This window comes from Rhizobium sp. 007 (genome assembly GCF_015353075.1).
In the GTDB taxonomy this organism is placed as follows: domain Bacteria; phylum Pseudomonadota; class Alphaproteobacteria; order Rhizobiales; family Rhizobiaceae; genus Rhizobium.
Genome location: NZ_CP064187.1, coordinates 3,074,927 through 3,100,000, shown reverse-complemented (window position 1 = coordinate 3,100,000; position 25,074 = coordinate 3,074,927). Strand labels below are relative to the sequence as shown.

Sequence of the window (25,074 nt, the reverse complement as noted above, 5' to 3'; positions counted from 1 at the left end):
AACTGGAGGACCGAACCCGCATCTGTTGCAATAGATTGGGATGACTTGTGGCTAGGGGTGAAAGGCCAATCAAACTCGGAAATAGCTGGTTCTCCGCGAAATCTATTTAGGTAGAGCGTCGAGCGAATACCCCCGGGGGTAGAGCACTGGATGGGCTATGGGGACTCACCGTCTTACTGATCCTAACCAAACTCCGAATACCGGGGAGTACTACTCGGCAGACACACGGCGGGTGCTAACGTCCGTCGTGAAAAGGGCAACAACCCTGACCTCCAGCTAAGGTCCCCAAGTCATGGCTAAGTGGGAAAGGATGTGAGGATCCCAAAACAACCAGGATGTTGGCTTAGAAGCAGCCATCATTTAAAGAAAGCGTAACAGCTCACTGGTCTAAATAAGGGTCTTTGCGCCGAAAATGTAACGGGGCTGAAGCCATGCACCGAAGCTGAGGATGTGTAGCAATACACGTGGTAGCGGAGCGTTCCGTAAGCCTGTGAAGGGACAGTCGTGAGACATCCTGGAGGTATCGGAAGTGCGAATGTTGACATGAGTAACGATAAAGAGGGTGAGAGACCCTCTCGCCGAAAGACCAAGGGTTCCTGCTTAAAGTTAATCTGAGCAGGGTTAGCCGGCCCCTAAGACGAGGCGGACACGCGTAGTCGATGGGAACCACGTTAATATTCGTGGGCCTGGTGGTAGTGACGGATTGCTCAACTTGTAAGGTCTTATTGGATTGATCTTGCAGGGACGCGGTTCCAGGAAACAGCTCCACCGTATAGACCGTACCCGAAACCGACACAGGTGGTCAGGTAGAGTATACCAAGGCGCTTGAGAGAACTATGTTGAAGGAACTCGGCAAATTGCACGCGTAACTTCGGAAGAAGCGTGACCCCATTTTGGGCAACCAGGATGGGGTGGCACAGACCAGGGGGTAGCGACTGTTTATCAAAAACACAGGGCTCTGCGAAGTAGCAATACGACGTATAGGGTCTGACGCCTGCCCGGTGCTGGAAGGTTAAAGGGAGAGGTGCAAGCTTTGAACTGAAGCCCCAGTAAACGGCGGCCGTAACTATAACGGTCCTAAGGTAGCGAAATTCCTTGTCGGGTAAGTTCCGACCTGCACGAATGGCGTAACGACTTCCCCGCTGTCTCCAACATAGACTCAGTGAAATTGAATTCCCCGTGAAGATGCGGGGTTCCTGCGGTCAGACGGAAAGACCCCGTGCACCTTTACTATAGCTTTACACTGGCATTCGTGTCGGCATGTGTAGGATAGGTGGTAGGCTTTGAAGCGGGGACGCCAGTTTCCGTGGAGCCATCCTTGAAATACCACCCTTATCGTCATGGATGTCTAACCGCGGTCCGTTATCCGGATCCGGGACAGTGTATGGTGGGTAGTTTGACTGGGGCGGTCGCCTCCGAAAGAGTAACGGAGGCGCGCGATGGTGGGCTCAGACCGGTCGGAAATCGGTCGTCGAGTGCAATGGCATAAGCCCGCCTGACTGCGAGACTGACAAGTCGAGCAGAGACGAAAGTCGGTCATAGTGATCCGGTGGTCCCGCGTGGAAGGGCCATCGCTCAACGGATAAAAGGTACGCCGGGGATAACAGGCTGATGACCCCCAAGAGTCCATATCGACGGGGTTGTTTGGCACCTCGATGTCGGCTCATCGCATCCTGGGGCTGGAGCAGGTCCCAAGGGTTTGGCTGTTCGCCAATTAAAGCGGTACGTGAGCTGGGTTCAGAACGTCGTGAGACAGTTCGGTCCCTATCTGCCGTGGGTGTAGGAATATTGACAGGATCTGTCCCTAGTACGAGAGGACCGGGATGGACATATCTCTGGTGGACCTGTTGTCCTGCCAAGGGCATAGCAGGGTAGCTACATATGGAAGGGATAACCGCTGAAGGCATCTAAGCGGGAAACCCACCTGAAAACGAGTGTTCCCTATCAGAGCCGTGGAAGACGACCACGTTGATAGGCCGGGTGTGGAAGTGCAGCAATGCATGAAGCTTACCGGTACTAATAGCTCGATCGGCTTGATCGTTCTCATTGACAATGCTCATCAAAATGAGCCAGGCGATAAGAAGCAGCATACAAGCGCTTCCCCGCCAATGACGTGTTCAACAAAACGAAGTGAAAACTTCACCAGCTTCTCAAATCGTTGCGCTTCGCTGACCTGGTGGTTATGGCGGGGTGGCTGCACCCGTTCCCTTTCCGAACACGGCCGTGAAACGCCCCAGCGCCCATGGTACTTCGTCTCAAGACGCGGGAGAGTCGGTCGCCGCCAGGTCTGCAAAACGCAACAACAAAATCACAATCTTCTCAAAACAAAACAACGGCAATAAGCCGATATAAACCGGCCGCAACAACAGCGGTCCGTTCCGCTTCAAAACAATAACGCGGGGTGGAGCAGCCCGGTAGCTCGTCAGGCTCATAACCTGAAGGCCGCAGGTTCAAATCCTGCCCCCGCAACCAAACAAACTTGCAAATTCTCCCACTCGGGATATTTGAGATATTTGCTCAAAAGCTCCTCCGCGTAAGCGTCGAGGAGCTTTTTTTGTTTCTGCTCCGTGTCAAGTTCGCCAGCCTCCAGCTTCTCCGCGAAATCCGCGTGTGCCTCGGCGATGAAACGGCGCTCCATGTAACTACTCAGCATGAGGCGGGGTAGCGTCGCCTTAACATTTGCCGCGGTATTTACGGGCATGAGCCAGGACCCGCAGACCGATGTTACGACGCCCCGCTATAAGCGTCATCGTTTTCCCGCCGAGATAATAGCGCATGCGGTGTGGCTCTACTTCCGCTTTCCGCTGAGCCTGCGTCATGTAGTAAGGCGACGCTACCACGGCGGCTGCTTTTCGAACAATCTCAGCACTTCGCCCCGGCGCAGCTTGTGGTTCAGGACAGGGGAACCCTCAGCGTCGGCGGCATAAACTTGAAAGAACTGCTTGGCCAAATCTAACCCGATGGTGGCAATCTGCTTCACAAAACGGCTCCTACCTTGTGGCGTTGACGTCAGCGACCACGTTTTAGCACCTGGATGCTGTCGTAGCGGGCCGTTCCACCTCATCAATCAAGGTGAGACTCGTATTGCCTCAGCTAAGGATGGAGGCGATCCAACTTGTCGTCCGGCGTTAACATGTCACGGCCTTGGCCCGGAACACAATTCGCTATCGGCCTTGCGACTGCCGTTCCCGGATCGCGTTGTTGAAACGCTGCACGACATCCTCGGCAACGCCGAAAGAAAACATGTAATGCAACGGGTCCGCTGGCTGTTCCTTTATCGCGTATCGATGGAAGGGAAATGGAGACCCTCGTAGTTCTGTCTGGGCGACACCGTCTTCGATTATAAAACCGTCGATACGGCCGGCACCGAGCATCCCAATCAACTGATCATTGTCGTTCAATTCGACCAAGGCCACGTTGTTCTCTTTGTTTCTTACAATGCCCTCGATCTGTTCGCCATAGAAATTCCCGCGGAAGACCCCGATGGTGACTGGATCACTCACCGCCCTTTCGGACCGTATCCAGTCGTTCAGGGAAACCGAGTCGGCGTCGTCGCCGGCTTTGGACCGGGTGACCAGGAGGAATTGTTCCTGACGGTAGGGGATCGAAAATCTGGCGAATTCGGCGCGTTCTGCCGAATACCCGGCGCCATACAGAAGTTCGAGCTCGCCGGCACCCAGCATTTTCAACGCACGCACCCAAGGTACCTGAAGGAAATCAAGTTTGCATCCGGTCGTATCGGCCGTCGACTTCAAGAGGTCGTACTCCAGACCATGAAAATTCCCTCGCTCGTACGTAAAGTAGGGGGGCCATTCATCCCAGCCAACGCGCAACTCGCAAGCGGCGTTGGCCAGCCCCGGTGCCGCGCAAGTGCACAGGAAGACAAATCCAGCGAGCAAGAACCGAACGAACATTCCAAAGCGCCCCGGTTGGCTGAAAGACATCTATCTGGTCAGCCGGTGTACCGAAGATGACTCCTGGCATCGGGTACCATGGCTGCGCACCTGATGCGCGAAATGGCCAAGGAGCAGCGTTGCAGCGAAGCACATCGTGACCGACACGCATGCTTGGCTCGTTCTTTGCGCCACGCGGCATGACACCCGCAATAATACCTCAGCGCCGCCCCGCGGAAAACAACTTTCCGTGTAGGCGCGTGTGCCGGGAGACCAGATCAAGATGCTTTCATCCGATTATTCGACCACATTCAGTGAACTGTTGGCGAATGATCCGGAATTCGCCAGCCGACTCGCTGAGTGCCTCGCATTGATCCGCTCCTTGCCGGAAAGCATCATGTCTGCCACAACCAAAAGTGACCTCCTGGGCCCGGCGAAAGCTACCAATCAGCAGGCTGAGGGTAGCGTCGCCTTAACTTGGGTCGGGCACAGGATGGCCACGATGGCGCCGGTTTATGCCGCGGTCGACAGGGTGATTTCGTGCCACGTGTTCGTGGCGGCGTTTCGCAGTTTGCGATGTTCAGCAGTGCGCGTCCGGTTGCGGTGAAGATGGAAGAGGTTAGCGATCGGGCCGTGGATGGAGATGAAGCGCTGGCATTGCCCTGCCGACTTGAACCGGATCATGCCTCGTTCTCGTCGTCGAACAGCCAGATGCGAATTCTCCGCCCGGTTATTCAAGCCCTTATGCGAGCGATGCTCGACACTGCATGATTTCTCTTCTGGCGGCATCGTAGGATCTGAGCTTGTCGGTGATCATGACACGCGGTGCGACACACTGGCCCTTCAGGAGCTTTCGCATCAGCTTCAAGGCCGCCTTCTTGTTCCGGCGGCTCTGGATCAGAGCCTCGAGAACGTAGCCATCGGCATCGACGGCGCGCCATAGCCAGTATTTTCTGCCCTTGATAGCAACTACCATTTCGTCGAGGTGCCATTTGTCGGCAAAACTGCCCCTGGAACGCAGCCGGATGGAAGCATACTCTCGGCCGAACTTGGCAGCCCATTCCGCGACTGTCTGGAACGAGACTTCAATGCCGCGCTCGGCCAGCAGATCTTCTACATGACGCAGGCTCAGCGGAAAGCGGAAGTAGAGCCACACCGCATGCGCTATTATCTCGGCGGGAAAACGATGACGCTTATTAGCGGGGCGTCGTAACATCGGTCTGCGGGTCCTGGCTCATGCCCGTAAATACCGCGGCAAATGTTAAGGCGACGCTACCCCGGGCTTTTCTCGAAGCTCAGGTTCGGCGGCACAAAGCGCCGCGTTCACTATCAGATCGATGCCGGATGGTTCTGCTCTGCGCGGAGGGATTGCAGAGTAAAGACGTCGCTGAACGCCTTGGTGTCCACGAGCACACGGTTGGCAAGTGGCGGCGGCGGTTTGTGCAGGAAGGCATTGAAGGGTTGACCGACGAATATCGCGCAGGTCGCCCACGCACAGTATCGGATGTCCAGGTTGCTCAAGTGATCGAGCGCACGCTGAACAGCACTCCGAAGGACGCCACCCATTGGTCGATCCGCTCCATGGCCGCCGAGACCGGGCTTTCGCACACGACCATCCGTCGGATTTGGGCCGCGTTTGGGCTGCAACCGCATCGGTCAGAAACGTTCAAGCTGTCGACCGACCCTCTGTTCGTCGACAAGGTGCAGGACATTGTCGGTCTCTACATGTCGCCGCCAAATCGAGCTGTCGTGCTTTGCGTTGACGAAAAATCGCAAATCCAGGCACTGGATCGCGAGCAGCCTGTCTTGCCCATGGTGCCGGGCGTGCCTGAGCGCCGCACTCACACCTATGTCCGCAATGGCACTGCCAGAAAACAATGAGCCGAACTTCGGATTCAGGTGACTAGCAGCCAACAACTTCAACTCCGGTTAACCTGACATCACCCGTCAGACTATTGGGCCGGACGCGGTGCGCCAATCACGATGCAGAATGCTGCTCGACCGGCAGTGTGAACTGAAACACGGCGCCCTGCGGTTCGTTGGCCTCGGCCCATAGCCGACCACCATGCGCTTCGATGATCGAACGGCAGATCGACAGCCCGATACCTAGGCCGCTGGACTTCGTAGTATGGAAGGCCTCGAAGAGCCGCTCTTCCGCCACGGGCGTCAGACCCGGGCCCGAATCGCGCACGGCGACGCGCACGCCTTCCGGTTCGGCCGTGGTGGTGACCTGCAACTCGCGCTGCCCTTCCGCCATGCCGGCCATCGCCTCCAGCGCGTTCATCATCAGGTTGAGGATCACTTGTTGAAGCTGCACCCTGTCGCCCTCGATGAGCTGCAGACCGGCCCCGAGTTCCATTCGCACCGAGACGCCGTTCTTCACCGCTTCGCCCCGGGTGATCTCGATCACCTCGCGGATCGCGCCGTTTATCTCAAAGCGCTCCTTCGGTGACGGCGCTTTTCTGACCAGATCACGGATTCGGCCGATGACATCGCTAGCTCGATTGCCGTTCTGAACAACTTGGGTCAGTGCCTTCCGCACCTCCTCCAGATCCGGCGGTCGGCGAGCCAGCCAGCGGAGCGCGGCCTCGGCATTGGTGACCGCCGCGGCGATGGGCTGTTTCACTTCATGGGCGATGGATGCTGTTAGCTGGCCCATGGTTGCGATGCGGGCGGCGTGAGCCAGTTCCGCCTGTGCCTGCTGCAGCGCTTGTTCGCCGCGTTTGCGTTCGGTCAGATCGAGCACAAAGGCAACGCCTTGCTCTCCGGTTTCGCCGAACTGCGCCGCACCAATCAGCACCGGCACGCGGCTCCCGTCCTTCCGAATGTATTCCTCTTCGTATGGCTGAAAGGCACCGGTCAGCCTCATCTCGGCCGTCGCACGCTGGGTGCGGTCCTGCCATTCCGGTGCGGTGAGGGTCCGTTGGGTGACGGGACCGTTGACAAGGTCTTCGCGGTCATATCCCACGATCCGCAGGAACGCGTCATTGACGTCCCGAAACGCAACGTCCTGGTCCTCGGGCGTCCGGCCAACGAGCTGCCAAGTGAAGACGCCGATGATGTTGGCATCGACCAAGCACCGGATCCGCGCCTCGCGTTCGGCAAGGTCGCGAAAGGCAGCATGCAGGTTGTGAGATAAAGAGTTGAAGGCCGTGGTTACCCGCTGCATTTCGTCGTCGTGCCGCGGTCGACGGCGCTTCAAGCGCAACTCCAAGGGCGAGTCATAAATCTGATAGCTGCCAACTTTCGCTGCGATCGCGGACAGATGACGCGTGACCAGATAGTTGAAGAAGAAAATGATGAAGAGCGCGACCAGAAAGATTTCAGTTGCCTGAGTCGCAAAAACCCTTGCTGCGGTATCCGTTAGCCGACGATAAGCATCGGCCAGCGTGGCTTCGACACGGAGTGTGCCGATCACTCGGTCCTGCCCTTGCACCGTGTGAGTCAGCGGATAATCCCGCGTAACAACCGGCGGCTCGGGGGTCTCGCCGACCTGAACGACAAGCGGTTTGATTGAAATGCCGGTGTCGCGGACTTCGGCGGCACGAATATCGGCCTGCTGAAGGATTCCCATGAGTTGGAGTCGCAGCTGTGTCTCGTCGAGCGCCCAAAGACTCTCTGCCAGGCTGTCCAGATAGCTCTTGCCGATCAGGTCGAGCCTTGACTGGATGGCCGCTACATCGCGCTGATAGTCGGTGTAGAGCTGAATCCCGGCCAGGACGAAGGTCACGAACGTGCTGAATAACAGAATGCCGATCAGCAGGCGTGCGCCAATGCTGTGACGGGTCGCATCGAGCTTCCTCAGGTATTCTCGCGCACGGGCCGCCAGCCTGCGCGCGAAATCCGACAACCATCCTATGGGTTGGCCCAATTTGCGCTCCCTCGACGTAGCAGCGGACCCTGGTTGCACAGGACCTTCGTTTGTCGCCGTTTCTCGGGATCCCGGTCCGGTGATATCGGAGGGTGCATCAGCGCATAGCGTCCGTCAAGTTGGTGTAATTTCGGGTGTCGCACCGCGTGTCATGATCACCGACAAGCTCAGATCCTACGATGCCGCCAGAAGAGAAATCATGCAGTGTCGAGCATCGCTCGCATAAGGGCTTGAATAACCGGGCGGAGAATTCGCATCTGGCTGTTCGACGACGAGAACGAGGCATGATCCGGTTCAAGTCGGCAGGGCAATGCCAGCGCTTCATCTCCATCCACGGCCCGATCGCTAACCTCTTCCATCTTCACCGCAACCGGACGCGCACTGCTGAACATCGCAAACTGCGAAACGCCGCCACGAACACGTGGCACGAAATCACCCTGTCGACCGCGGCATAAACCGGCGCCATCGTGGCCATCCTGTGCCCGACCCAAGTTAAGGCGACGCTACCCGCCCGCGAGTGCGCGCATGGCGTCGAGGTCATTGACGCCTCCGACGAGGAATGGGCGCGGATCGAGCCTCTGTTGCCGAAGCCCTCGCGGTGCGGGTGCAAGCCCAAGGTGGACTGCAATAGTCTCCGACGAGTTTTTCAACAGTACCGGCCCATTGCGGCATCTACCGGATCAACGGCGCCTTCGTCAGCCAACGGCGATCGGGACTAAGCGCTCGAGAGGTGCGTCGCGCGCGTAACGGTGTGGATCGAGGAGTTCGGCGCTTCGCACCCGCCGAGGCCTGCGAAAGCCGCGCCAGCGAACTGACGGCGTGACCTCGTCCCGTCGGTCAGTTGGCTGACGGGACCGTGCCGGACACCGCCAGGTATCAAGCCAGGGCAGGCAACCACCGCTGTTCGAATGACGGTAAAAATGCTTGATCCGATAAATTGGTACAATTAGACAATTGTTAAACTATATTATGCAACCTGCGGCAGAATGTGTAGCGCTTATTCTGTCATGTAAATAAGCTGACTAGGAAAAATGTGCGTCCGCTACGCAATCCGTGATTTTAGCATAAGCGACGCAATGCTTTCTGTCGTTTTATTCAAAAAAACACCAGCGCATGGGTGTCATAATACTGTAATAAAAGCGAGGCCATATGTTTGTTCTTCAGAATGCAGGCATCCGGACGAAAATATTAACGGTTGTCATACCGCTCTGCGTTATCGGCATCGGAGCTGCCGCCAGTCTCTCTATCCGGTTCAAGTCCGCCGACGCGGCTTATTCCGATTTCATTGCCAGGGACAATGCCGCCGCTATCCAGTTGGCGCGTGTTACAGGCAATCTGGTCAACCTGCCTTATACCGCCTATCAGGCCACGGCCTATGAGCCGACCGATCCTGCTTTCAACACGATCATTGAATTCTATCAGGAGAGCGTCGGGCACGTCCGAAACCGGCTTCGTGACGCGAAGACAAAGCTACCTGAAGACGCAGCAGAGCTTGAGGCGTTCATATCGACCGCCGAGCAGGTCATTTCTTTGAGCGGCAAGGCGATCGAACTGGGTACTGAGAACCGTGACGAAGAAGCCAGAGCGATCCTTGCCAAGGCAGACGCCATCATGATGCCGTTGAGGGATGGCGTCGTGGATATGGTTAATCGTCACCTGAAAGAAATCGATGCCGGCAAAGATGCGCTGGCCGCCGAAACGAACGCTGCGATTGTCACCTCGCTCGCCGTGATCGGGGTGGCATTCCTCGTCGGCATCGTCGCCGCGCTGATGATTGTCTTGAAGGGCATCACCAACCCGATCGCCGTCCTGCGCCAGCGCATGGCATCCCTTGCGCAGGGCGATACGCACGCGCCGGTCCACGGGATGCACCGGAAGGACGAAATCGGCCAGATGGCCAGGGCCGTTGCGACCTTCCGCGACAATGCGCTCGAACGCATCCGGCTTGAGCAGGAGGCCGAGGAAAACCGCAGCCTCTCGGAAAAGGAACGCCTCGACCGCGAGCGGCAAAAGGCGAGGGAAGCCGCCGACGTGAAATTCGCGATCGACAGCCTCGCGGCCGGCCTGTCGAAGCTTTCCGACGGCGACGTCTCCTACCGTATCGACGAGCCGTTCACGGCGAGCCTCGACGGCGTGCGCAACGACTTCAACACCTCCGCCGGGAAGCTGCAGTCGGCGCTCGTCCGGGTGGCGCAGAACGTGCGCGGGATCGACGCCGATGCGAACGAGATCAAGGCGGCGGCCGACGATCTTGCCAATCGGACGGAACAGCAGGCCACAGCCGTGGAAGAAACAGCATCCGCGCTTGAACAAATCACGACCGCCGTCAAGGACGCCACCGCGCGGGCCCGCGAGGCCGGCCAGCTCGTCGCCCGCACCCGCAGCGGCGCGGAACAGTCGAGGGAGGTCGTTCGGCAGGCAGTAATGGCCATGGAAAAGATCGCGAAATCTTCCGGCGAGATTGGCAGCATCATCGGCGTCATCGACGAGATCGCCTTCCAGACGAATCTCCTAGCGCTGAATGCCGGCGTCGAGGCGGCGCGGGCCGGGGAGGCGGGCAAGGGCTTTGCGGTAGTCGCCCAGGAGGTCCGCGAACTGGCGCAGCGTTCCGCCAATGCCGCCAAGGAGATCAAGGCATTGATCCTGACTTCCAACGAGCAGGTCCGCCAGGGCGTGCACCTGGTCGGCAACACCGGCGGGGCGCTGCAGACGATCGTCACCGAGGTGCAGGAGATTAACCGGAACGTGGCCGCGATAGTGGAATCCGCGCAGGAGCAGTCTGCCGGGCTCCAGCAGATCAACACGGCGGTTAACCAGATGGACCGGGACACGCAGAAGAATGCGGCCATGGTGGAGGAATCGACCGCCGCCAGCCACGGGCTTGCCCGCGAAGTCGCTTCGCTCAATGAGCTTCTGGCGCAGTTCAGGCTGACGGACGCGGAGCGCCGGTCCCTGCCGCAGCCCGCCAAGGGCCATGACGCGCCGGTTGCCTCGCCGGTTTACAGACTGGGCCGCCACGCCGGCGCCTTCTCCGGCAATGCCGCGGTCGATACCCGTTCCGCCGAGTGGCAGGATTTCTGATCCGGTAACAACCTCCCCGTCGAAAGCATCCTCGACGGGTCGAACTTTTACGCAGCCGCTCGGCCGTTATGGCAGCCGTCCGCAAGACCGCGGGAACCTGCAATCGTAGCCGAATCTGCGCTTCCGAACCCGGAGTAACCGATTCTGAATTCATCATAAGGGATTCCGAAGTCGAGATATTCGATTCCGGATTGCGGTCGGCGATTCCGTCCGGCGCCGGTGCGATTCCCTTTCATCTGCGGCGATCGTCCTCCTCGAAACGTTTCCGACAGAATTGTTACGGGTGCGCTTCCGGAGGATTGATGCCGCGATCGCGCTCGCAATTGGCGGCGGCGTAGAGCTGACCTTCCCTTTGGACCTTACATAAGGTACCGAAACTGCAAGTCTCGGTGCAATCGGGCCCCCGCAACCATCTTTACTTGCGACCCCGCCGCGTACGCCGCGGGGTTTTTGCTTTTGAGGGAAAGCGCAAGGATCCCGGCAAGATCGCCGCGAACGTCGATCTCAACCTTGCCGTCGGCTGGCGTCAGCACGATCTTATCCACCAGCGAGCGCAAGATGTCGGCCGCCTCGATCCGCTTCTCTTCCTCGTCGTCCTGCAGGGCTTCGTAGAACTGTTGGACCCGCTTACGGTATTTGCAGCGCCATCGACGGATGCAGAAGGGTAGGAGGCTCTTCGGCCTCAGCGAGGAACAAGGCTAGTTCCTTCTTTCGCTGTTCGAGCAGCACCATCTTCGCATTGATCGCGTCGGCTGCGCCGCCTTTGAGGATCAGGTTGAGCAGAGTGTCGAGCTCGCGGTCGATCTTCGCGACCTCCGCCTCGGCCGCGGCGATGCCTGCGCGGCCTTCCATGCGCAGCCGATTCATCTCCTGCGTGAAGACCTCGCAGAAGCGGGCGAACATGGCCGGATCAACGAGTCTGGTCCGCAATGCGTTCAGCACGCGCGTCTCCAGCTCGTCGCGACGGATGTTAACCCGATTGTCACAGGTGCCCTTGTTGCGCGCCGTAGAGCAGCCGATCAGGGTTGCCGAGATGGCGGAATAGCCTCCGCCGCAGCAGGCGCACTTGGTCAGCCCGGAGAACAGATATTTTGGGCTGCCATCTACAGGCTAGGTCCGCCTCCCTGATGTCGACCATTCCTCTCCAGTGAGCAAGTTTCACAGTACGCCCCGGAGTGCACCCTCGGCATCGGAGGTTCAGGTTCGCCGAAATTGACAACGACAGCGATTAAGCCGCGCTGTTTGGGCTCAAGCGGACACCGAGCGACGGCAAGCCGAAGAAGATGAAATAGATCTGCACCAAAAACGGCGTGTTTCGGATGATCTCGATAGTCATTAATGAGCGGAGAGGCGGAACGTCAAACGTCTTTCCAACGCCGCAAACGATCGAGACGGGCCAGACCAAGTATCATCGCCGCACAGGAGAGCTGAATGGTCAGCAGCGCGCCGTAGAGCAGGTTGTCCAGCCCCTCAAATCCGGGCGCGAAGATGAAAACTTACACCCAAGGTCCTCCCAGCTCGTACACTGTCGGCGCACGCGGTGGTGGACATTGCCGACCAAGCCGACGAAAAGCTCATCTTTCGTCGGGCCGCGTCGGTTTAACGCCCCTGCATCGAACCAATGACAAACTCCCCATGACGCGGATCAAATAAATTGGAACGTTCTAAAAGGCAAGTCCTTTTTTTGTAGAAGGGAAGCATGCTATAAAGCTGCATCAGTTCGCCACGCGCAGGGAAACCTTTTACATGCTCTGCAATAAAATATCGGACATGCGTCCAGAGCGATATCCTATCGAGGCTCGTGAAAAGCTGCGGAAAAGCTTGACCGATTGGAACGTTCTAATTAAATTTGAACTTACTTGATCGGGGAGGGGATGCGATGGCAAAGGCGAAGTTGACAGTGATCGACATTGCTAGGGCGGCTGGCGTATCCAAATCCACCGTCTCGCTGGTTCTTCAAGGATCGCCGCTCGTCAAAGGCGCGACACGCACAAAAGTGGTCGAGGTCATGAACGAGCTCGGCTACGTCTACAATCGCGGCGCGGCCAACCTGCGTCAGTCGAGTTCCAAATCGAGCATCATCGGGATCGTGGTGAACGATCTTACAAACAGTTTTTTCGCAGAGCTTGCAGTCGGCGTGGACATGGTTGTTCAATCGGCAGGCTTCGTTCAGTTTCTCGCCAATACAGGCGAGAGTATCGACCGGCAGCGCGAAGTCGTCTCTTCAATGCGCGAACACGGAATTTCAGGGCTTCTGCTTTCTCCTGCCCGTGCGACAGATCCAGCCGACTTCAAGCCGCTGGTTGCAGCTGGGATTCCCGTTGTCGTGGTTGTCCGGAGCCTGCCAGGAGCGAAAGTTTCTTCCGTCGTTGCAGATAATGCCAATGGCGTGGCGATGGCAGTCAAGCATTTGGTCTCGCTTGGCCACGAGCGAATTTCCTTTCTTGGTGGCTTTCCTGACACGGCGGTTTTTGATGAGCGCCTTTCTGGTTATCGGGCAGCTGTTGATGCGGTTGGTTTTCGACTCGATCCTGAACTCATCGTGCCGGGCCCGCCCTCGCGGGCGGGCGGGATTGAAGCAATCGGCCGCGCCCTCACCATCAAGAAGGCTCCTACAGCTGCGGTTTGTTTCAACGATGCGGTTGCCTTTGGCGCTTGCGACGGCCTTCGCGCGCGCCGCATGGAACCAGGCCAAGACTTTGCGGTGGTCGGTTTTGATGATGTCATCGAAGCGAAATCAGCCGTTCCTGCTCTGACCACCATCTCCGTCGATCCGCAGGCGATGGGGCGCCGTGCCGCGCAGCTGCTCCTCAAACAAATTAGTGCAGGCCGGGCTGATGCCGAGAATGTCGTAACGTCCGTGCGGCTGGTCATTCGAGAAAGCTGCGGAGCAAAAGGAGCTTTACCTGAGCGCGAGCTCACTTCTTCCGCGCCATTGAGCAGCTGATTGTAGTTTGGGGGAGCTCTCTAAGCCGTGCTCGTGCGGTGACGCGAGATTCGCTGCGACTTCAATATAATTTCCTTCAGGTGATTAGGAAGTGGCAGCGGCGACCGCCGAATACCTGTCGCCTCCCATGCGTGGGTTTCGACCGGCGATGAACCATCGCATGGCCCAGGAAGTCAGGTGTAAACCTCCGAACAATTATGGATCGTTCCAAATTAAGCCACTCACGCTGAGGCAGCAAGCTTTCAGGTATCGCTGCCTTTAGCGCTCATTTTCTCAGGAAACAACGATCAAAGACTGTACCATAAACTTAGTTTTTTTGCTTGACATATTTGGAACGTTCCAATATCGATCTTGTTATATTGGCGGAGAGCCTGGGAGGTTTTCAGTGAAATATGGTCGCATTGCCGCCCGCTGGGGAATCGTCGGCGCAAGCACAATCGCGCGCGAATGGGTCATCGGAGCGATCCGGTCAGCCGACGGGACCATCTTGTCGGTGATGAGCTCTGATGTCGACCGGGCGCGGAAGTACGCTGCCGATAACGAGATCGGTAGCTTTACGACGAGCATAGACGAACTGCTGTCGAACCCCGACATCGACGCCGTCGACATATCTACGACAAACGAGCTGCATCGAGACCAGGCGATCGCAGCCGCCCGCGCGGGAAAGCACGTGCTGTGCGAGAAGCCGCTGGCCCTTTCTGTCGAAGACGCCAAGGCAACGGCTGAGGCTGCCGCCGCGGCGGGCGTTGTCTTCGCCACCAACCATCATCTACGCAATTCCGCCACTCACACGGCGATCCGCGACGCCGTCGCGGCTGGAAAAATCGGACGGCCTCTCTCGGCTCGCGTATTTCACGCCGGCTATCTTCCGGCACATCTGCAGGGCTGGCGTCTCGACAAGCCAGCCGCAGGCGGTGGCGTGATCCTCGATCTGACCGTGCATGACGTGGACGCGCTCCGATACGTTCTGGGCCGCAACCCGACAGAAGTCGTCGCACTTTCGCAATCGGCAGGAATGACGAGCAGAGGCCTCGAGGACGCGGTGATGGCAGTCGTTCGGTTCGAGGACGACATCATCGCGCAGTTGCACGATGGCATCACGACAAAGTTCGCGGAGACCGGACTAGAAGTGCACGGCACCGACGGTTCAATCATCGGCCGCAACGTCATGACGCAGCGCCCAGTAGGCAGCGTCGTACTTCGCACGGCAGACGGCGACGAACAGCTGCCCGTCGAAGGTGGCAATCTCTACGAGGGGGTCATCCGGGCATTCCATTCTGCGATCGCTGGAGGCTCTCCAACGGCGACCGCCCAAGACGGCATCTGGTCGCTGGCTACTGCGCTCGCGGTCAAGAAGGCGGTCGCGATCCGAGCGGCTGTAAAAGTTGAAACAGGACTGTAAACGAACATGAGCAAGCACATCACCCCGGCTGAAGCCGCAGCTCTTATTCCCGACGGGGCGATTGTCTCCGTCTCGTCGTCGAGCGGCCTCGGCTGCCCCGACCTGATGCTGAAGGCGATCGGCGAGCGCTTCGACGAGACCGGCCATCCGCGCGACCTGACAACGCTTCATCCAATTGCAGCCGGTGACATGAGCGGCATCAAGGGCGTCGACTACATCGCGAAGAAGGGGCTGCTGAAGAAGATCATCGGCGGGTCCTATCCATCCGGCCCATCAAGCGCCGAACCGCCGCTCATCTGGCAGATGATCACGAACAACGAAATCCCCGCCTACAACATTCCGTCGGGGATCATGTTCGATATACACCGCGAAGCCGCTGCCAAGCGTCCCGGCGTCCTCACCAAGGTCGGCCTTGAAACCTTCGTTGATCCGAACCGGCAGGGATGCGCGATGAACGATCTCGGCGCCTCGGAAGCGGTCGTCAAGCGCGTGTCGTTCGAGGGCGAGGACTATCTTTATTTTCCGGCGATCGTCCCGGAGGTCACTATCATTCGGGCAACCACGGCCGACGAGCGTGGCAATCTCACCTACGAACACGAAGGCGCATATCTCGGCGGCCTCGACCAGGCGCTCGCCGCCCGCAACAATGGCGGCATCGTCATCGCCCAGGTCAAGCGGATCACCAAAGAGGGTTCGTTGAAACCGCACGACGTCCGCGTTCCCGGCATGCTGGTCGACTACGTCGTTGTCGATCCGGAACAGAAGCAGACAACGCAGACGCTTTACGATCCGGCGATTTCCGGCGAAATCTTCCGCCCCCTGAACACGTTCCGGGTGCCGGAATTCAACATCCAGAAGGTGATTGCCCGCCGCGTGGCGCAGGAACTGCAGGCTGGTAGCTGCGTGAATCTGGGGTTCGGCATCTCGGCGAACGTGCCGCGCATCCTCATGGAAGAGGGGCTTCACGGCGCAGTGACGTGGGTCATCGAACAGGGCGCCGTCGGCGGCGTGCCGCTCCTTGACTTCGCGTTCGGCTGTGCATCGAACGCGGATGCTTACATGCCTTCGCCATACCAGTTCACCTATTTCCAGGGCGCCGGCTTCGACGCCTCGCTCCTCTCGTTCCTAGAAATCGGTCGGGACGGTTCGGTCAACGTCTCGAAGCTGTCGTTCCGGCCTCACGTGACGGCGGGCGCAGGTGGTTTCGTCGACATCACAGCACGTGCCAAGAAGATCGTCTTCTCCGGCATGTTCAACGCAGGCGCAAAGCTCGCGATCGAGGACGGCAAGCTCGTCATCGAGAAGGAAGGTAAGCTTAAGAAGCTCGTCAATGAGGTTGAACACGTCACATTCTCGGGCAAACGCGCCGTCGAGCAGGGCCAGGACATCACCTATGTCACCGAGCGGTGCGTCATGAAGCTTACGCCCAATGGCATCGTCCTGAGCGAAATCGCTCCGGGCGTAAACCTCCAAGAGCATATTCTCGATCAGTCCGAGTTTCCGCTGATCGTATCCGAGGACCTCAAGACGATGGACGCGAACCTCTTCGCCGAGGCGAATATCGGTCTATCGCTCTCGTCGAAGCCGGCCCGCGTTCTCGAGGGCGTTTTCAATGGCTAGTGGAACCGTGAAAGTCGAGGTCGAAAACCACGTCGCGGTCATGACGGTTTCCCGGCCCGAGAAGCTGAACGCCCTGGATCTCGACATGCTGAAGGCGCTCGCCACAGCCGCGGACGAGGTCGAAGCCAATGCTCAAGTGCGGGTCGCGATCCTGACAGGCGACGGCAAGGGCTTCTCTGCCGGTGGCGACATCAAGGCCTGGGGCGGCATGCGACCGGAGGAATTCGGCCACGCATGGGTTCGCCACGGCCATCGCATTTTCGAAAGGCTCGCGACATTGCGCGTGCCGCTCGTCGCCGCGCTCAACGGCCATGCCCTTGGAGGTGGTCTAGAACTTGCCGGTGTCGCGGACATCCGCATTGCCGAGGAGCAGATCAAGGTCGGTCTTCCGGAGACGGGACTTGGCATGGTCCCCGGCTGGTCGGGCACCCAGCGTCTTGTCAAGCGCTTCGGCGCACAGGTGGTCCGGCGAATGGCGCTCGGAGGCGAGATATTCACTGCACACGAAGCCGGCGCCCTGGGGCTCGTCGACGCCGTGACATCGACCGGCAATGCCGTGACCGCCGCGAAGCAATACGCCGAACGGATCGCTGCACGCGGTCCCGCGGCACTTGAGGTCGTAAAGCTTATGATCGCCTCTGCGAACGATGAAGACAACGGGACCGCCGTCGAGGCGCTGGGCTCGATCCTCGTCGCGAAGACCGGCGATCTCAAGGAGGGCGTCGCATCCTTTACGGAGAAGCGCCCCGCTAAGTTCAAAGGAGAATGGTAATGACAGTTCTGGTTACGCCCAAGGCACTTGCGGATCACAAGGCGCGCGACTTCAAGATGCTGATCGACGGCAAGTGGGAAGCCGGCGGTGCACAGCCGATCGAACGCGTTGCGCCCAGCCACGGAGTGGTGGTCAGCCGATACCCGACCGGAACGAAGGCTGACGCCGAGCGGGCGATCGTAGCCGCCCGCAAGGCTTTCGATCATGGTCCATGGCCCCGAATGACCGCGTCGGAGCGTTCGGCGGTCCTGCTTAAGGCAGCAGACTTGATCGCCGCGCGCTCCGAGGAGCTCGCATATCTTGATGCGATTGAGGCCGGCAAGCCAATCTCGCAGGTCCGCGGTGAAATCGCCGGGTCCGTCGACATCTGGCGTTATGCGGCAGCTCTTGCGCGTGATCTTCATGGCGAAAGCTACAACACTCTCGGCGATGGCACGCTAGGCGTCGTTCTTCGCGAAGCCATCGGCGTCGTATCGATCATCACCCCCTGGAACTTCCCGTTTCTGATCGTGGGGCAAAAGCTGCCATTCGCACTCGCCGCGGGCTGTACGACCGTCGTCAAACCTTCCGAGCTGACTTCAGGATCGACGCTGCTGCTCGGCGAAATCCTTCAGGCAGCAGGCCTTCCGGAGGGCGCCGTCAACATCGTCACCGGCACCGGTCCGGAAGTCGGCGCCATCATGACAACTCATCCGGCCGTCGACATGGTTTCCTTCACGGGCTCGACCGGTGTCGGCAAACTTACGATGACGAACGCCGCGCAGACTTTGAAGAAGGTCTCGCTGGAGCTTGGCGGCAAGAACCCGCAGATCGTGTTCCCTGATGCGGACCTCGACGCATTCATCGACGCCGCCGTCTTCGGCGCCTACTTCAACGCCGGCGAATGCTGCAATGCCGGTTCCCGGCTGATCCTGCACAAGAGCATTGCATCGGACGTCGTTAAGCGCGTCGCCGAATTGGCCAAGGACGTGAAGGTCGGCGATCCGCTCGATCCAAGCACGCAGGTCGGCGCGATCATTACTCCGCAGCATCTCGAGAAGATCAACGCCTATGTCACCGGTGCGACCAGTGGCGGCGCGAAGGTTGCTCATGGTGGCGAAGCACTCGATTTCGGCATGGGCCAGTTCATGGCGCCGACGATCCTTGAAGCCGTCACGCCCGACATGACGGTCGCCCGCGAGGAGGTCTTCGGCCCGGTTCTCTCCGTTCTCACCTTCGAGACAACGGCGGAAGCGATCGAGATCGCCAACTCCATCGATTACGGCCTCTCGGCCGGTGTCTGGAGCCGCGACTTCGACACGTGCCTGACTGTCGGCCGCAAGGTCCGCGCCGGCACCCTCTGGATGAACACCTTCATGGACGGTGCATCAGAGCTGCCGTTCGGCGGTTACAAGCAGTCCGGTCTTGGCCGCGAACTCGGCCGTCATGCGGTCGAGGACTACACCGAGACGAAGACGCTCAACATGCATATCGGCGCCCGCACAAGCTGGTGGATGCCAAAGAAGGAAACGCTGGCCTAGGCCGGCCACGAGAATACGCCCGAGGAGGGCGGGCGATCGGTGCGGGAATGGGTCCCGCACCTTCATACTTGCACTGGGAGGTTTTCAATGCGCAAGTTTCTGACTTCTACCGCTGTGGTCGCACTGGCAGTTGCCGGCGGAACCGCCGTAGCATGTGCCGAGGACGTCAAGGAAGTGCAGATGCTGCACTGGTGGACGTCTGGCGGTGAAGCTGCCGCACTCAATGTTCTCAAGCAGGATCTGTCCAAGGAAGGTTACGCTTGGAAGGACGTTCCGGTGGCCGGCGGTGGCGGTGATGCTGCCATGACGGCGCTTAAGGCAATGGTCGCCGCAGGCAACTATCCGACTGCGTCGCAGATGCTTGGCTACACCGTCCTCGACTATGCACAGGCCGGCGTCATGGGCGATCTGACCGAGACCGCCAAGGCTGAAGGCTGGGACAAGTCCGTTCCGGAAGCTCTGCAGAAGTTTTCCGTCTATGACGGCAAGTGGGTTGCTGCTCCCGTAAACGTGCACTCGGTCAACTGGCTATGGATCAACAAGGCCGTGATGGACAAGATCGGCGGCACGCAGCCGAAGACCTTTGACGAGCTGATCGCGCTCCTCGACAAGGCGAAGGCTGCCGGCGTCGTTCCACTCGCTCTCGGCGGTCAGAGCTGGCAGGAAGCGACGATGTTCGACTCGATCGTCGAATCCACAGGCGGCGCTGACTTCTACAAGAAGGCCTTCAACGAACTCGACGAAGAGGCGCTGAAGTCGGACACGATGAAGAAGTCGTTCGACAACCTCGCCAAGATCGTCAAGTACGTCGATCCGAACTTCTCGGGCCGCGACTGGAACCTGGCGACCGCCATGGTCATCAAGGGCGATGCTCTGGTGCAGGTCATGGGTGACTGGGCCAAGGGCGAATTCGTTGCCGCCAAGAAGAAGCCCGACACCGACTTCCTGTGCTACCGCTTCCCAGGCACCGAAGGAAGCGTGATCTACAACTCCGACGTCTTCGGCATGTTCGACGTTCCGGACGATCGCAAGGCAGCTCAGGTTGCTCTCGCCAAAGCGACGCTGTCCAAGAGTTTCCAGTCGGCCTTCAACGTCGTCAAGGGCTCTGTTCCGGCCCGTACCGACGTTCCGGACACTGACTTCGACGCCTGCGGCAAGAAGGGTATTGCCGACCTGAAGGCTGCCAACGAGAAGGGCACGCTGTTCGGCTCGCTCGCTCAGGGTTACGGCGCGCCTCCGGCAATCGCCAACGCCTATAAGGACGTCGTTTCCAAGTTCGTCCACGGCCAGATCAAGACCTCCGACGAAGCTGTCACCCAGCTCGTCCGGGCGATCGACGACGCACGCTAAGACCGGATGAAAGTCCTTCCCGCCCGATTGGCGGGGAGGACGCCCGATCGATTACCCTCGAAGGGACGACCACCATGAGCAGTGTCGCTACCAGCGAACCCATTCTTACGCCCGCGAAACCGGCTCCGCTACGAGCGCGCATTCAAACTGCGCTGCCGCAGATCGTGCTGGCTCCAAGCTTCGCGATCACGATCATTTTCGTTTATGGCTTCATCGCCTGGACGGCCTATCTGTCGTTCACCAATTCCAAGACCTTCCCGTCTTACGCCTTAACCGGTGCCCGCGCCTACGAGCGCCTTTGGCGATGGACATTTGAGAGCGACCCACCGTCGTCCTGGTACACGTCGATCACCAATATGGGGATCTTCGGGTTTCTCTACATATTCATCTGCCTTGGGCTCGGACTGTTTCTCGCGATCCTGCTCGATCAGAAAATCCGCGGCGAGGGCATCCTTCGACCGATCTTCCTCTATCCGATGGCGCTCTCCTTCATCGTCACCGGCGTTGCCTGGAAATGGTTCCTCGATCCGGGTCTCGGCCTGGAGCAGACGCTGCACCATTTCGGCTGGACGAGCTTCCATTTCGACTGGATCAAGAACAAGGATTTCGTCATCTACACCGTCGTGATCGCCGGCGTCTGGCAGGCGTCCGGTTTCGTCATGGCGATGTTTCTGGCGGGTCTGCGCGGCATCGACGGTGAGATCATGAAAGCCGCCCAGATCGACGGGGCAACGACTAGTCAGCTCTACCGCCGCATCGTCATCCCGATGCTGCGACCGGTCTTCCTGTCGGCCTTCATCGTGCTGGCCCATATGGCGATCAAGTCCTATGACCTGGTCGTGGCGCTGACCTCGGGCGGACCCGGCGGCTCGGCCTGGCTGCCGTCCAACTTCATGTATGAATACACGTTCAAGCGAAATGAAATGGCCGTGGGGTCGGCAAGCGCGATCATCATGCTGATGACCATCTCGGCGATCATCGTTCCCTATCTCTATTCCGAACTTAAGGAGAAGGCGCGATGACCACTATCACCGCCTCCGCCGCGCCGACCCGCAGCTATGCAAGCTCACGCTGGATCAGCCGCACGATCATTTACGGCCTTCTGCTATTCTTTGCCGTCATTTACCTAATGCCGCTCTTCGTGATGTTGGTCACTTCGTTCAAGACCATGGACGAGATCCAAAATGGCAACATGCTGTCGCTTCCGCAATCGCCGACCTTCGATGCCTGGTTCAAGGCCTGGGGCGAGACCTGCGTCGGTCTCACCTGCGCCGGCATCAAGGGCTACTTCTGGAACTCGATCAAGATGGTCGTGCCGGCAGTGGCGATCTCCACGGTGCTCGGTGCGCTGAACGGTTACGTGCTGACGAAATGGCGCTTCCCCGGCCATACGCTGGTCTTCGGCCTGATGTTGTTTGCCTGCTTTATCCCGTTTCAATCGGTGCTCTTGCCGATGGCGACCATTCTCGGCAATCTTGGCCGGTTTGGGAATACGCTGCGCAACGAGATCGGAGTCTCGCTCGGGTTTGGCAATCCGACGGTGAACCTCGTCATCGTCCACGTGATCTACGGCCTCGGCTTCACAACGCTGTTCTTCCGCAATTACTACGAGGCGTTTCCGAACGAACTCGTGCGCGCGGCGCAGGTCGATGGCGCGAGCTTCTTTCAGATCTTCCGCCGCATCATGCTGCCGAACTCGCTGCCGATCATCGTCGTCACGGTCATCTACCAGTTCACCAATATCTGGAACGACTTCCTGTTCGCATCAGCCTACGCCGGCACGGGTGAATCCATGCCGATGACGGTGGCGCTAAACAATGTCGTCAATACCTCAACCGGGGTGGTCGAATACAATGTCAACATGGCTGCTGCGATAATCGCCGCCATGCCCACGCTCTTCGTCTACATCGTCGCCGGCCGCTACTTCGTCCGCGGTCTGATGGCGGGCGCTGTGAAAGGATAACTCAAATGGCCTTCCTCAATATCTCCGGTCTCAGAAAGCGCTACGGCGCTGTCGAAATCCTCAAGGGGATTGATCTCGAACTCGAAAAGGGCGGCTTCCTAGTTCTTGTCGGCCCGTCCGGCTGCGGCAAGTCCACGCTGCTTAATACCATCGCCGGCCTGGAAACCATCACAGAAGGTGACATTCGGGTCGACGACCGCAGCATCGCCGACCTGCATCCGTCGAAGCGCGATATTGCCATGGTGTTCCAGAGCTATGCGCTCTACCCGAACATGACTGTTGCGGGGAACATCGCTTTCGGCATGGAGATGCGCGGCGTCCCGCCCGAGGAGCGAAAGCAGGCGATCGACAAGGTCGCGAAGGTGCTGCAGATCGGTCACCTTCTTGACCGCAAGCCAAGCCAGCTTTCCGGCGGCCAGCGTCAGCGCGTCGCCATGGGGCGTGCTCTGGTACGCGATCCAAAGCTCTTCCTGTTCGACGAGCCGCTGTCAAACCTCGACGCCAAGCTGCGCGTCGATATGCGGACGGAGATCAAGCGCCTTCACCAGACCACCGGCAAGACGATCGTTTACGTGACGCATGACCAGATCGAGGCGATGACGCTCGCGACCAAGATCGCCGTCATGAAGGACGGTATCGTCCAACAGTTCGGCACGCCCGCGGAAATCTACAACAATCCTGCGAACATGTTTGTTGCCGACTTCATGGGTTCGCCGGCAATGAACCTGCTTTCGGGCAAGATCACCAACGGCGCGGGCGGTCTCGCCGTCGCCTTGGAGCGGGCCGGTGGCGAGATCATGAATCTTCCGGTGTCACCGGGCATGACGTCTCTTGCCGGATACGCAAACCGAAATGTCATCTTCGGCATCCGGCCGGAAGCTCTAACCGATCCAGAGGGCGCTGACCGCAACGCACGATCCGTCTCCGAAAACGACTGCCTGATCGAAGTCGTCGAACCGGCGGGCTCCGACACATTTGCGGTGACCAAGCTTGGTGGAAAGGAAGTCGTCGCTCGTCTCCGGGCGGACGCCCGTATCAAGGCGGGTGAAAAGGCGAGGCTTGCCTTCAATCTCGACAAGGCAGTGTTCTTCGATCCTCAGACCCAGGTCCGGATTGCTTAAGGCGAATTTGAAATGAGCGTCACACCCGACATCGTCATCATAGGATCCGGCATCGGCGGGTCGTCCGTCGCAGCAGGACTGGCCTCGACGGGCGCAAACATTTTGATCCTCGAAGCCGGCGACCATATTGCCGACCTTCCGGTCAATCGCGACCAGCGAGCCATCTTCCAGCGGGGCCATTTCCGGCCGAAGGAGACCTGGTACGAAGCCGATGGCAAGGGGTTCAATCCGGGCAACTACTACAATGTAGGTGGAAACTCGAAATTCTACGGAGCTGTTCTCTCCCGGTACCGCAAAGAAGACTTCGATGTGATCGAGCATCAGGACGGCGTCTCGCCTGCCTGGCCGTTCCCCTACGAAGTGCTCGAGCCGTGGTACAGCCGCGCCGAACGCCTGTTTAACGTCCGAGGAACCTTGGGTGAGGATCCCACCGAGCCCTACCATTCGATGGGATACGAATACCCGCCCGTTCCGGATGAGCCACCCATTGCCGACGTTCGGGCACGTCTCAAAAAGAAGGGGCTTCACCCGGCTTCCTTGCCTTTGGGCGTCGATATCGACCTTTGGCTTGCGAAAGCCAAAACGCCTTGGGACGCGCATCCAAATTCAAAAGATGGCAAGATGGATGCTGAAACCGCGGCCCTTTCGGTCGCGCTGCAATATGCGAACGTGACGCTCCAGACAAATTCCCGAGTTGCGAAGCTCGAGACGGGTCCGAACGGCCGGATCGAAAAGGTCGTTTACGTCAAGGACGGCCGGACGCAATCGGTGTCTCCCAAGCTGGTCATCCTCTCCGCAGGAGCGGTCCAGTCGTCCGTGCTGCTGCTCCGGTCGGCGAACGAGCGGTTCAAGAAGGGTCTCGCGAATTCCTCAGATCAGGTCGGTCGGAATTTCATGAACCACAATGCATCGGCCGTGATCGGAATTTCCCCAACCTTCAAGAACACGTCGATCTATCAGAAGACCTTCGCCTTTAACGACTTCTATTTATCGGATGGAAACGGCGGCCCTCCGCTTGGCAACGTGCAGCTACTGGGCCGGGTCTCAAGTCGGATTCTGAAAGGTTCTATGCCTCATCTACCTGAGTGGATGCTTGGCCTTGTCACCGATCATGCGATCGACTTCTATGCAATGAGCGAGGACATCCCGAACCCCGAAAGCCGGGTTATGGTCGATGGTGACCGAATTATCCTCCAGTGGCAGCGAACCAACTGGGGGGCTCACCTTGCCCTTGTTGCCAAGACAAAGCAGATCCTTAGATCGATTGGCTTTCCGATCGTCCTAGCGAAGCCTTTCGACAAGCGCACGCCCTCGCATCAGTGTGGCACCGTCAGGATTGGCGACGATCCGGCAAAGGCACCGCTCGACGTGTTCTGCCGCTCGTTCGACCATCAGAATCTCTTCGTGGTTGATGCCAGCTTCCTGTCGACCTCGGCGGCGGTCAATCCCGCGCTCACCGTGGCCAGTCAGGCACTGCGCGTGGCCGACCACATCGCATCCACGGATCTGCAGAGATGAGCGGCCCGTTGAACCC

At 58.9% G+C, this 25,074-nt stretch carries 15 protein-coding genes, 1 tRNA gene, 2 rRNA genes and 7 pseudogenes (1 of these 25 running past the window's edge); 18 read left to right on the top strand and 7 right to left on the bottom strand.

Annotated elements, in window-relative coordinates; all coding sequences use genetic code 11:
- The 4 genes and pseudogenes from ISN39_RS15255 to ISN39_RS15240 all read left to right on the top strand — a co-directional run.
- Positions 1-2,041 (top strand): 23S ribosomal RNA (locus ISN39_RS15255) (it extends 902 nt beyond the left edge of the window).
- A gap of 131 nt (positions 2,042-2,172) precedes the next feature.
- Positions 2,173-2,287: ribosomal RNA gene (gene rrf, locus ISN39_RS15250) — 5S ribosomal RNA — on the top strand.
- 108 nt (positions 2,288-2,395) lie between these two features.
- Positions 2,396-2,472, top strand: a tRNA-Met gene (locus ISN39_RS15245).
- 227 nt (positions 2,473-2,699) lie between these two features.
- Positions 2,700-2,822, top strand: a pseudogene (locus tag ISN39_RS15240) (IS6 family transposase); the annotation flags it as partial.
- 41 nt (positions 2,823-2,863) lie between these two features.
- Here ISN39_RS15240 and ISN39_RS15235 read toward each other — a convergent pair.
- From ISN39_RS15235 to ISN39_RS15225, 3 genes and pseudogenes are all read right to left on the bottom strand, one after another.
- Positions 2,864-2,980 (bottom strand): annotated as a pseudogene (locus ISN39_RS15235) (IS110 family transposase); the annotation flags it as partial.
- Between the two features lie 184 nt (positions 2,981-3,164).
- The gene (locus ISN39_RS15230) at positions 3,165-3,914 is read right to left on the bottom strand and encodes a transporter substrate-binding domain-containing protein (protein ID WP_194728097.1); all 750 of its coding nucleotides are present in this window, start codon (positions 3,912-3,914) and stop codon (positions 3,165-3,167) included.
- 492 nt (positions 3,915-4,406) lie between these two features.
- Positions 4,407-5,141 (bottom strand): annotated as a pseudogene (locus ISN39_RS15225) (IS6 family transposase).
- Here ISN39_RS15225 and ISN39_RS15220 point away from each other — a divergent pair.
- Positions 5,130-5,759 (top strand): annotated as a pseudogene (locus tag ISN39_RS15220) (IS630 family transposase); the annotation flags it as partial. The pseudogenes ISN39_RS15225 and ISN39_RS15220 sit on opposite strands and share 12 nt — an antisense overlap.
- A 112-nt stretch (positions 5,760-5,871) precedes the next feature.
- Here the strand turns inward: ISN39_RS15220 and ISN39_RS37905 are convergent.
- Positions 5,872-7,764 (bottom strand): ATP-binding protein, encoded by a 1,893-nt coding sequence (locus ISN39_RS37905; RefSeq protein ID WP_194728096.1) that lies wholly within the window; start codon positions 7,762-7,764, stop codon positions 5,872-5,874.
- 85 nt (positions 7,765-7,849) lie between these two features.
- Here ISN39_RS37905 and ISN39_RS15210 point away from each other — a divergent pair.
- The 3 genes and pseudogenes from ISN39_RS15210 to ISN39_RS36445 form a co-directional block, all read left to right on the top strand.
- Positions 7,850-8,219 (top strand): annotated as a pseudogene (locus ISN39_RS15210) (DDE-type integrase/transposase/recombinase); the annotation flags it as partial.
- A 694-nt stretch (positions 8,220-8,913) separates the two neighbouring features.
- Positions 8,914-10,845 carry a methyl-accepting chemotaxis protein gene (locus ISN39_RS15205; protein WP_194728095.1) on the top strand — a complete coding sequence of 644 codons (1,932 nt, stop codon included), beginning with the start codon at positions 8,914-8,916 and terminating at the stop codon, positions 10,843-10,845.
- A gap of 389 nt (positions 10,846-11,234) precedes the next feature.
- Positions 11,235-11,513 carry a hypothetical protein gene (locus ISN39_RS36445; RefSeq protein ID WP_246763238.1) on the top strand — a complete coding sequence of 93 codons (279 nt, stop codon included), beginning with the start codon at positions 11,235-11,237 and terminating at the stop codon, positions 11,511-11,513.
- Here ISN39_RS36445 and ISN39_RS36440 read toward each other — a convergent pair.
- From ISN39_RS36440 to ISN39_RS37900, 3 genes and pseudogenes are all read right to left on the bottom strand, one after another.
- Positions 11,473-11,787: a hypothetical protein gene (locus ISN39_RS36440; protein ID WP_246763237.1), complete on the bottom strand. Its 315-nt coding sequence runs from the start codon at positions 11,785-11,787 to the stop codon at positions 11,473-11,475. The genes ISN39_RS36445 and ISN39_RS36440 overlap by 41 nt on opposite strands.
- Before the next feature lie 42 nt (positions 11,788-11,829).
- Positions 11,830-11,880, bottom strand: a pseudogene (locus tag ISN39_RS36435) (hypothetical protein); the annotation flags it as partial.
- A gap of 170 nt (positions 11,881-12,050) precedes the next feature.
- A pseudogene (locus tag ISN39_RS37900) lies at positions 12,051-12,335 on the bottom strand (ABC transporter permease subunit); the annotation flags it as partial.
- 389 nt (positions 12,336-12,724) lie between these two features.
- On the opposite strand from ISN39_RS37900, the gene ISN39_RS15190 reads away from it, so the two are divergent.
- The 10 genes from ISN39_RS15190 (at position 12,725) to ISN39_RS15145 (ending at position 25,058) form a co-directional block, all read left to right on the top strand.
- On the top strand, positions 12,725-13,792 hold the full coding sequence (locus ISN39_RS15190; protein ID WP_194728094.1) for a LacI family DNA-binding transcriptional regulator: 1,068 nt from the start codon (positions 12,725-12,727) through the stop codon (positions 13,790-13,792).
- A 400-nt stretch (positions 13,793-14,192) separates the two neighbouring features.
- Positions 14,193-15,194: a Gfo/Idh/MocA family oxidoreductase gene (locus ISN39_RS15185; protein WP_194730227.1), complete on the top strand. Its 1,002-nt coding sequence runs from the start codon at positions 14,193-14,195 to the stop codon at positions 15,192-15,194.
- A gap of 6 nt (positions 15,195-15,200) precedes the next feature.
- Positions 15,201-16,814, top strand: coding sequence for an acyl CoA:acetate/3-ketoacid CoA transferase (locus ISN39_RS15180; protein WP_194728093.1), 1,614 nt, complete (start codon positions 15,201-15,203; stop codon positions 16,812-16,814).
- Positions 16,807-17,586, top strand: coding sequence for an enoyl-CoA hydratase/isomerase family protein (locus tag ISN39_RS15175; protein ID WP_194728092.1), 780 nt, complete (start codon positions 16,807-16,809; stop codon positions 17,584-17,586). Before ISN39_RS15180 ends, ISN39_RS15175 begins: the two co-directional genes overlap by 8 nt.
- Positions 17,586-19,106: an aldehyde dehydrogenase family protein gene (locus tag ISN39_RS15170; RefSeq protein ID WP_194728091.1), complete on the top strand. Its 1,521-nt coding sequence runs from the start codon at positions 17,586-17,588 to the stop codon at positions 19,104-19,106. Before ISN39_RS15175 ends, ISN39_RS15170 begins: the two co-directional genes overlap by 1 nt.
- An 87-nt stretch (positions 19,107-19,193) precedes the next feature.
- On the top strand, positions 19,194-20,456 hold the full coding sequence (locus tag ISN39_RS15165; protein ID WP_194728090.1) for an ABC transporter substrate-binding protein: 1,263 nt from the start codon (positions 19,194-19,196) through the stop codon (positions 20,454-20,456).
- A gap of 74 nt (positions 20,457-20,530) precedes the next feature.
- On the top strand, positions 20,531-21,478 hold the full coding sequence (locus tag ISN39_RS15160) for a sugar ABC transporter permease (RefSeq protein ID WP_194728089.1): 948 nt from the start codon (positions 20,531-20,533) through the stop codon (positions 21,476-21,478).
- Positions 21,475-22,419, top strand: a complete 945-nt coding sequence (locus ISN39_RS15155; RefSeq protein ID WP_194728088.1) for a carbohydrate ABC transporter permease — start codon at positions 21,475-21,477, stop codon at positions 22,417-22,419. Before ISN39_RS15160 ends, ISN39_RS15155 begins: the two co-directional genes overlap by 4 nt.
- A 5-nt stretch (positions 22,420-22,424) precedes the next feature.
- Positions 22,425-23,540 carry an ABC transporter ATP-binding protein gene (locus ISN39_RS15150; RefSeq protein ID WP_194728087.1) on the top strand — a complete coding sequence of 372 codons (1,116 nt, stop codon included), beginning with the start codon at positions 22,425-22,427 and terminating at the stop codon, positions 23,538-23,540.
- 12 nt (positions 23,541-23,552) lie between these two features.
- Positions 23,553-25,058: a GMC family oxidoreductase gene (locus tag ISN39_RS15145; protein WP_194728086.1), complete on the top strand. Its 1,506-nt coding sequence runs from the start codon at positions 23,553-23,555 to the stop codon at positions 25,056-25,058.
- The last annotated feature ends 16 nt before the right edge of the window (positions 25,059-25,074 follow it).

Bases quoted from the DNA above. Each gene is read 5' to 3' on its own strand.
- ISN39_RS15230 (WP_194728097.1), bottom strand. From the start codon at position 3,914: ATGTTCGTTCGGTTCTTGCTCGCTGGATTTGTCTTCCTGTGCACTTGC.
- ISN39_RS15205 (WP_194728095.1), top strand. From the start codon at position 8,914: ATGTTTGTTCTTCAGAATGCAGGCATCCGGACGAAAATATTAACGGTT.
- ISN39_RS15190 (WP_194728094.1), top strand. From the start codon at position 12,725: ATGGCAAAGGCGAAGTTGACAGTGATCGACATTGCTAGGGCGGCTGGC.
- ISN39_RS15180 (WP_194728093.1), top strand. From the start codon at position 15,201: ATGAGCAAGCACATCACCCCGGCTGAAGCCGCAGCTCTTATTCCCGAC.
- ISN39_RS15175 (WP_194728092.1), top strand. From the start codon at position 16,807: ATGGCTAGTGGAACCGTGAAAGTCGAGGTCGAAAACCACGTCGCGGTC.
- ISN39_RS15170 (WP_194728091.1), top strand. From the start codon at position 17,586: ATGACAGTTCTGGTTACGCCCAAGGCACTTGCGGATCACAAGGCGCGC.
- ISN39_RS15165 (WP_194728090.1), top strand. From the start codon at position 19,194: ATGCGCAAGTTTCTGACTTCTACCGCTGTGGTCGCACTGGCAGTTGCC.
- ISN39_RS15160 (WP_194728089.1), top strand. From the start codon at position 20,531: ATGAGCAGTGTCGCTACCAGCGAACCCATTCTTACGCCCGCGAAACCG.
- ISN39_RS15155 (WP_194728088.1), top strand. From the start codon at position 21,475: ATGACCACTATCACCGCCTCCGCCGCGCCGACCCGCAGCTATGCAAGC.
- ISN39_RS15150 (WP_194728087.1), top strand. From the start codon at position 22,425: ATGGCCTTCCTCAATATCTCCGGTCTCAGAAAGCGCTACGGCGCTGTC.
- ISN39_RS15145 (WP_194728086.1), top strand. From the start codon at position 23,553: ATGAGCGTCACACCCGACATCGTCATCATAGGATCCGGCATCGGCGGG.